The organism is Variovorax sp. YR752 (genome assembly GCF_943372545.1).
Window position 1 is genome coordinate 21208 of the sequence record NZ_CALRZC010000096.1, and the last position, 7277, is coordinate 28484.

Annotated in this window: 7 protein-coding genes and 1 pseudogene; 4 read left to right on the forward strand and 4 right to left on the reverse strand. The window is 69.1% G+C overall.

From position 1 onward, the window contains the following. Positions 1–14 precede the first annotated feature (14 nt). Entirely contained in the window at positions 15–1076 is a 1062-nt protein-coding gene (locus AAG801_RS21665; RefSeq protein WP_341890213.1) for a Fe(3+) ABC transporter substrate-binding protein, read from the reverse strand. Between the two features lie 141 nt (positions 1077–1217). Then, positions 1218–1784, reverse strand: a complete 567-nt coding sequence (locus AAG801_RS21670; RefSeq protein WP_101489466.1) for a PaaI family thioesterase — start codon at positions 1782–1784, stop codon at positions 1218–1220. A 75-nt stretch (positions 1785–1859) separates the two neighbouring features. Here AAG801_RS21670 and AAG801_RS21675 point away from each other — a divergent pair, with 75 nt between their 5' ends. The 4 genes from AAG801_RS21675 (at position 1860) to AAG801_RS21690 (ending at position 5942) form a co-directional block, all read left to right on the forward strand. Continuing rightward, positions 1860–2315: a MarR family winged helix-turn-helix transcriptional regulator gene (locus tag AAG801_RS21675; protein ID WP_341890214.1), complete on the forward strand. Its 456-nt coding sequence runs from the start codon at positions 1860–1862 to the stop codon at positions 2313–2315. Between the two features lie 130 nt (positions 2316–2445). Then, on the forward strand, positions 2446–3762 hold the full coding sequence (locus AAG801_RS21680) for an MFS transporter (protein ID WP_341890215.1): 1317 nt from the start codon (positions 2446–2448) through the stop codon (positions 3760–3762). A gap of 15 nt (positions 3763–3777) precedes the next feature. Then, positions 3778–5199, forward strand: a complete 1422-nt coding sequence (locus tag AAG801_RS21685; RefSeq protein ID WP_341890216.1) for an MATE family efflux transporter — start codon at positions 3778–3780, stop codon at positions 5197–5199. Between the two features lie 35 nt (positions 5200–5234). Further along, the gene (locus tag AAG801_RS21690) at positions 5235–5942 is read left to right on the forward strand and encodes an SDR family oxidoreductase (RefSeq protein ID WP_099791483.1); all 708 of its coding nucleotides are present in this window, start codon (positions 5235–5237) and stop codon (positions 5940–5942) included. A gap of 6 nt (positions 5943–5948) precedes the next feature. On the opposite strand, the gene AAG801_RS21695 is transcribed toward AAG801_RS21690, so the two are convergent. After that, positions 5949–6278: a hypothetical protein gene (locus AAG801_RS21695; protein WP_101489471.1), complete on the reverse strand. Its 330-nt coding sequence runs from the start codon at positions 6276–6278 to the stop codon at positions 5949–5951. Positions 6279–6392: 114 nt separating this feature from the next. Continuing rightward, positions 6393–7139: pseudogene (locus AAG801_RS21700) on the reverse strand (aldolase); the annotation flags it as partial. Between the last annotated feature and the right edge of the window lie 138 nt (positions 7140–7277).

Below are 7277 nucleotides of genomic sequence, written 5' to 3' on the forward strand. Positions count from 1 at the left end.
CCGGCCATGCAAGGTCACTGGTCGAAGCCGACCTTGTCCACCAGCGCGCTGGCCTGCTTACGGTGCTTGGCAATCTCGGTCAGCGGCAGCGGGTCGACCTTCAGCGCACCGATGGTCTCGCCGATGATCGGGTCGAGGGCCACGCCCTTGCGCACCGGGTATTCGTAGTTGGTGTCGGCGTAGAGCGCCTGGGCCGGTTCCGACACCAGGAATTCGAGCAGCTTGACTGCGTTGGCGCGCTGCGGCGCGTTCTTGGCCACGGCCGCGCCGCTGATGTTCACGTGCGTGCCGCCGCTCTTGGCGTTGGCGAAGGTCGGGCGGATCACCTTGATGGCGTCGCCCCACTTGCGCGCGTCGGTGCCTTCCTTGGCGCTCTTCATCTGGCCGACGTAGTACGAATTGGCCACGCCGATGTCGCAGATGCCGCCGAGGATGTCGCGCGCCACGTCGCGGTCGCCGCCGGTGGCCTTGCGCGCCAGGTTGCCCTTGACGCCGCGCAGCCACTGCTCGGTCTTGGCCTCGCCGTCGTGCGCGATCATCGCGGCCACCAGCGCCGTGTTGTAGGGATGCTGGCCGGCGCGGATGCAGACCTTGCCCTTGTATTTCGGGTTGGCCAGGTCTTCGTAGCGGAAGCTGGTCAGCGGCTGGTTCTTGTCGGCGTACAGCACGCGGGCGCGCAGCGAGAGCGCAAACCACTGGCCGTCGGCGCCGCGCAGGTTGGCCGGAATGGCCGACTCGAGCGCGGCCGATTTCACCGGCTGCGTCACGCCGCCATCGACCAGGTCCATCAGGTTGCCGATGTCCACGGTCATCAGCACGTCGGCCGGCGAGCGCGCGCCTTCGGCCTTCACGCGTTCCAGCAGGCCGTCCTTCACGAACACCGTGTTGACCTTGATCTTGCTCTGCGCGCTGAACGCCGAGATCAGCGGCTGGATCAGCGCCGCCTCGCGCGTCGTGTAGAGCGTGAGCTCGTCAGTGGCGGCGTGGGCGGGCAGGGCGGCAAGGGCGAGCCAGGCGGCGGAAACGCCGAAGAGGGCGTGCGCCACGCGGCCCTGGGAGCCGGAACGGTCGGTCATGAAGGATCCTCCAGGTGCGGTGAGGTGTTCTAGGAAAGGCATCGGCGACGACGGAGCGTGTCGCTGATGCGAACAATTATCACTGACGGGGAGGAGCGGGTTTTCCTTTGGCTTACAGCCTGAGGGCCTACTTGAAACGCCTCAACGCCCCGCCGGCACCTCGAACACCAGGCACGTCGTCGTCGCATGCGCATACAGCGTGCCGTCCGCCCCGACCAGCCGCGCCTCGGCGGTGGCGAGCTGCTTGCCGCAGTGGATCACCTTGCCCTCGGCGCGCACGCGCTGCACCTTGGGCGTGAGACCCTTGACGTAGTTCACGCTGAGTTCGGCGGTGGTGTAGCCGCGACCGGGCGGCATCATGGTGTGGACCGAGCAGCCCAGGGCGGAGTCGAGCATGGTGGCGACCCAGCCGCCGTGGATGGTGCCCAGCGGGTTCAGGTGCTGCGGCAGCGGCGTGCCCTGGAAGATGGCGATGCCGCGGCTGACCGAGACGATCGTGAAGTCCAGCGTCTTGGCGATGGCGGCGTAGGGAATCTCGCCGTTGAGCATCGCGTGCATGACCTCCAGGCCGGTCTTGCCCGCGACCTGCTCGGGGCGCGCGAGGCCGGGGCCGGGGCCGTTGTCGAGGCGCTCGACGATCTGCCGTTCTTCGGCGATCCATGCGTCGAGCAGGTTGATGGGGGTGTCGGTGGAAGCTTGCTGCGTCATGCCTGTGTTCCTGCTGGGGGCTTTGGTGAGAGGGGTTGATTGCATATGCAATAGTTGCACATACAATAATACCCCATGGACACACCGACCCAACCCCGCGGCTGCACCAGCTTCAAGGTGCGACAGCTTTCGCGCCGCCTGTCGCAGCACTACGACGCCGAGGTATCGCACAGCGGCCTGAAGACCACGCAGTACTCGCTGCTGTCGCACCTGGCGCGGCTCGGTCCCTCGCGCCCTGTCGACCTGGCGGGCGAACTCAAGATGACCGCTTCGACCCTGAGCCGCAACCTGCAGCCGCTGATCGCCGCGGGCTTCATCGCGCAGGGTGCAGGCGCCGATGCGCGCAGCCTGCTGGTGCAGCTCACCGAAACGGGCGAGGCCAAGCGCCGCGAAGCGCAGCAACACTGGAAGGCGGCGCAGCAGAAGATCAATGCGCTGCTGGGCGTGGAGCGTGTGCTCGCGCTGCACCAGCTGATCGACGATGCGATGGACCTGCTGGGCGCCGACGACGAGCCTGCCATCGAAGACTGAGCGTCTTTCCACCTCGAGCGATACCGAGACCCCCGACATTTTTCTCACCGCGCGCAGAGGCTGAGCGCGCGAGTCCGTTGCTTGCGTTGCCGTTTTTCCTCCTCCATTCAATTCCAACAGCAGAGGTTCCATGTTCGCCACCCACGTCTCCGCATGGCTGCAACGCCGCGGCATCCACTACGGCTGGATCGTCGCGGCCGTCACCTTCATGACCATGCTCACCATGTCGGCCGCGCTCGGCCTGCCGGGCGCGATGATGAAGCCGCTCGGCGACGAGTTCGGCTGGAGCACCGAGCAGATCTCGTCCGCGCTCGCGCTGCGCTTTGCGCTGTTCGGCCTCATGGGCCCGTTCGCCGCGGTGCTGATGGAGCGCTACGGCCTGCGCGCGGTGATGTGCGCCGGCCTCACGCTGGTCGGCCTGGGCATGGCGCTGGTCACCACGGCCTCGCAGCTGTGGCAGTTGTTCGTGTTGTGGAGCCTGATGCTCGGCCTGGGCACCGGCATGACGGCGCTGGTGCTCGGCGCCGTGGTGGCCAACCGCTGGTTTGTCGCGCGGCGCGGCCTGGTCGTGGGCATGCTCACGGCGAGTGCGGCCACCGGCCAGCTCGCCTTTTTGCCGCTGGCGGCCTGGATGATCGAGCACTGGGGTTGGCGCTCGGCCATCGTGCCGATCGTGGTCGGCAGCGTGGTGATTGCGCTGCTCGCGCTGTGCCTGGTGCGCAACCGGCCGTCGGACATCGGCCTGCAGCCCTACGGTGAAGCGCCCGGCACGCAGCCGGCGCCCGCACCCGCCTTCACGATGAATTTCGCCACGCCGTTCCGCGTGCTGCGCGAAGTGGCGACCAACCGCACCTTCCTGATTTTGGCGGGCACCTTCTTCATCTGCGGCCTGAGCACCAACGGCCTCGTGCAGACGCACTTCATCTCGCTGTGCGGCGACTACGGCATGAGCGCCGTGCCCGCCGCCTCGGTGCTCGCGATGATGGGCGCCTTCGACTTCGTCGGCACCATCCTGTCGGGCTGGCTCTCCGACCGTTATGACAACCGCAAGCTGCTGTTCTGGTACTACGGCCTGCGCGGGCTGTCGCTGTTCTGGCTGCCGCATTCGGAGTTCACGATCTACGGCCTGGGCCTGTTCGCGATGTTCTACGGTCTCGACTGGATCGCCACCGTGCCGCCCACCGTCAAGCTCGCGGGCGCCGCCTTCGGCCCCGCGAAGGTCGGACTGGTGTTCGGCTGGATCTTCGCGGCCCACCAGCTGGGCGCGGCCACCGCGGCCTACGGCGCGGGCTTTGCACGCACGCTGCTGCTGACCTACACGCCCGCGCTGTACACGGCCGGCGCGGCCTGTCTGTTCGCGGCAGTGATCGTGATGGCGATCCGCCGCCCCGCCAAGACCGCTGCCGCACCGGCCGCGGCCACCACCAACGCCGCCGCGCGCGCCTGAACGCCGGAGACCCGCATGACCACCCCGCAAAACAACAGCGACCTCGACCCGCGCACGCGCCGCCTGCTCGAGGCGCCCATCATCCCCACGCTGCTGCGGCTCGCCGCGCCCAATGTGCTCGTGATGCTGGCGCAGGCCTCCGTCGGCCTCATCGAGACCTACTTCGTCGGCAAGCTCGGCACCGATGCACTCGCCGGCATGGCGCTGGTGTTCCCGATCGTCATGCTGATGCAGATGACGTCCAGCGGCGCGATGGGCGGCGGCATCGCCTCGTCGATCGCGCGTGCGCTGGGCGCGCGCCGCCGCGGCGATGCCGATGCGCTGGTCTGGCACGCGGTGGTCATCGCGCTCGGCTTCGGCCTGTGCTTCACGCTGGCGCTGCTGCTGGGCGGGCGCTGGCTCTACGGCGTGATGGGCGGCACCGGCGCCGCGCTGGAAGCCGCGCTCACGTACTCGAACTGGGTGTTCGCGGGCGCGGTGCTGGTGTGGCTCTTCAACTCGCTTTCGGCGATCATCCGCGGCACCGGCAACATGGCGGTGCCGGCCAATGTGACGGTGGTGGGCGTGGTGTTCCTCATTCCGGCGTCGCCGCTGCTGATCTTCGGCATCGGGCCGTGGGGCGGCATGGGCATCGCGGGCGGGGCGCTGGCGCTGCTGCTGTACTACCTGCTGGGCTCGCTCGCGCTCATCGCCTACCTGCGCTCGCCGCGCAGCCTGCTGCGGCCCACGCTGGCCGCGTTCCAGATGCGCTGGCCGCTGTTCCGCGACATCCTGCGCATCGGCCTGATCGGCACGGTGTCGACCGTCGCGACCAACCTGTCGATCGGCATCGCCACCGCGCTCACCGGCCATTTCGGCTCGGGCGCACTGGCTGGCTACGGCACCGCATCGCGGCTCGAATACCTGCTGGTGCCGCTGGTGTTCGGCCTGGGCGCGCCGCTGGTCGCGATGGTCGGCACCTGCATGGGCGCGGGGCTGCGTGAACGCGCGCTGCGTGCCACCTGGGCCGGCGCGGCGCTGGCCTTCGGCATGGCCGAGCTCATCGGGCTGGCGGCCGCGCTGTTCCCGCGCCCGTGGCTGATGCTGTTCGGCAATGACCCCGTGATGCTCGAGACCGGCGCACACTACCTGCGCGTGGTGGGGCCTCTCTATGGTTTCTTCGGTGTCGGGCTGGTGCTGTACTTCGCCTCGCAGGGCGCGGGCCGGCTGCTGTGGCCGGTGATCGGCAACATCGCGCGGCTCGCCGTGGCGGGCACCGGCGGCTGGCTGGCGCTGCGCTGGGGCGGCGGGCTCACCGGCGTGTTCGCGGCGCAGGGCGTGGCGCTGGTGGTGTACGGCATCGTCATCGCTTCGGCCATCGCAGGCGGCGCGTGGTTCGGGCGCGTCGGCTGGCCGCGCACGACGCAGGGTTTGCTGCGCCGCGTGGCGCAGGCCTGAAGCGCTCCGGTTTTCTTTTCAACGAAAGGCTCGTCATGCAGATCAAGGATTCCGTTGTCTTCATCACCGGTGCCAACCGGGGGCTCGGCCTGGCATTCGCCAAGGCGGCACTCGCAGCCGGTGCGCGCAAGGTCTACGGGGCCGCGCGCGACCCGAAGAGCATCACGCTGGCGGGCGTCGTGCCCGTGGCGCTCGACGTGACGCAGCCCGCGCAGATCGAGGCCGCCGTGCGTGCCTGCGGCGACGTGACGCTGCTGGTCAACAACGCGGGCATCTCGCGCGGATCGAGCTTCCTGGGTTCGCCCGACGCGGTGGCCGCGGCGCGCGCCGAGTTCGAGACCAACTTCTTCGGCCCCTGGGCGCTCACGCAGGCCTTTGCGCCGGTGCTCGCGTCGAACGGCGGTGGTGCGGTCCTCAACGTGCTGTCGGCGCTGGCCTGGACGACGTTCCCCGGCGTCGCGACCTACAGCGCGACCAAGTCGGCAGCCTGGTCGCTGAGCAACGGCTTGCGCAACGAGCTGGCGGGGCAGGGAACGCAGGTCACGAGCCTGCATGTGGCGCTCATGGACACCGACATGGCGGCGCGCATGCCCGGCCCCAAGACCTCCCCCGACGACGCGGCGCGTCAGGCGCTGGCGGGCGTGGAAGCGGGCCTGCCCGAGGTGCTGGCCGACGAGGTCACGCGCCAGCTCAAGCAGAGCCTGTCGACCGAGCGGCCCGCGTATGCGAGCCCGCCGGTCTGACGTGCATCAATAGCGGTAGGGGTTGTTCGGGCGGCGGTCGTAACGGTTGGGCACGCCGTCGCCGTCGTAGTCCCGGCGGCCATGGCGGCGGTCGTCCCAGCCGCGACGGCCGTGGTCGTAATAGCCGTGGCGACGCGGACCGTCGTAGTGACCCGGGTGGTAGTGGCGCGGGGGCGGCGGCGGTGCGTAGTAGCGGGGGTGGTGCGGCGGCGGGGCCGGCGTCACATACACCTGGGCCTGGATGAACGGGCCGCCGGCCTGGGCATGGGCGGGTGCGGTGAGGGCGGCCAGCGAGAGCAGGGCGGCGGCACCGAAGGCGAATGTCAGCTTTTTCATGGCGACTCCTGAGGAGTGGTTGCGATGCCTCATCGTCGCGCCATTGTGTGAAGTTCTTGTAAGCCGGAAGCGAAATCGCATGAAGAGCTGTAAGCCGCTGCGCTCACACTTTTTTCAGCGTTGCGGCGCCGGCAGCATGCGCCGCAGCGCTTCGAAGAACAGGTCGGACTGTTCCCGCTCGCCCTGGATCTGCGCCGCCACGTGCGCGGCCAGCTTCGCATTGACGGGCACCAGCGGGCGCCCGGTCGATTGCGCGATCACCTGGTGCAGGCAGGCGCGCTCCAGGTAGTACAGGTCGTCGTACGCGTGCGCGATGGTGCCGCCCGCCACGATCACGCCGTGGTTCGCGAGAAAGGCCACGTCCTTGCCCGCCATGGCGCGCGCGATGCGTTCGCCTTCGGCGTCGTCGAGCGCCAGACCGTTGTACTCGGCGTCGATGGCGATGCGGTTCATGTAGCGCATCGCGTTCTGGCTGGCGGTCGGGTCGAGTGCGCGGTCGACCGTGAGCGTCAACGCCGTCGCGTAGGGCATGTGGCAATGCAGCACCACGGCGTGGCCCGTGAGCCGATGCACTGCGCCGTGGATGAAGAGCGCCGTGGGCTCCACGCGGTGACGACCCGCGAGCACTTCGCCGTGCACGTCGATCAGCACGATGTCGTCGGGGCCGATCTCGCTCCAGTGCAGCCCGCGTGGGTTGATGAGGTAGCGGTCCTGCGCGCCCGGCAGCAACACGCTGAAATGGTTGCACACACCTTCGGAGAGCCCGTGATGGGCGGCCGCGCGCAAGGCGAGCGCGAGGTCTTCGCGCAACCGGCGCACGGCGGGGCTGGCGTATTCGGAATCGGCGGACATCGCGGGGGTCTCCTTCTTTCTTGTGGCGGGTGAATCGTTCGTATCGGATCAGGCGCGGATCAGGCCGGCCCAGGCCGCCACGAAGCGCTGCGCGTCTTCGCGCACGGCGGCGGCGGCCTTGCCGGGTTTGTAGAGCGACGAGCCGAT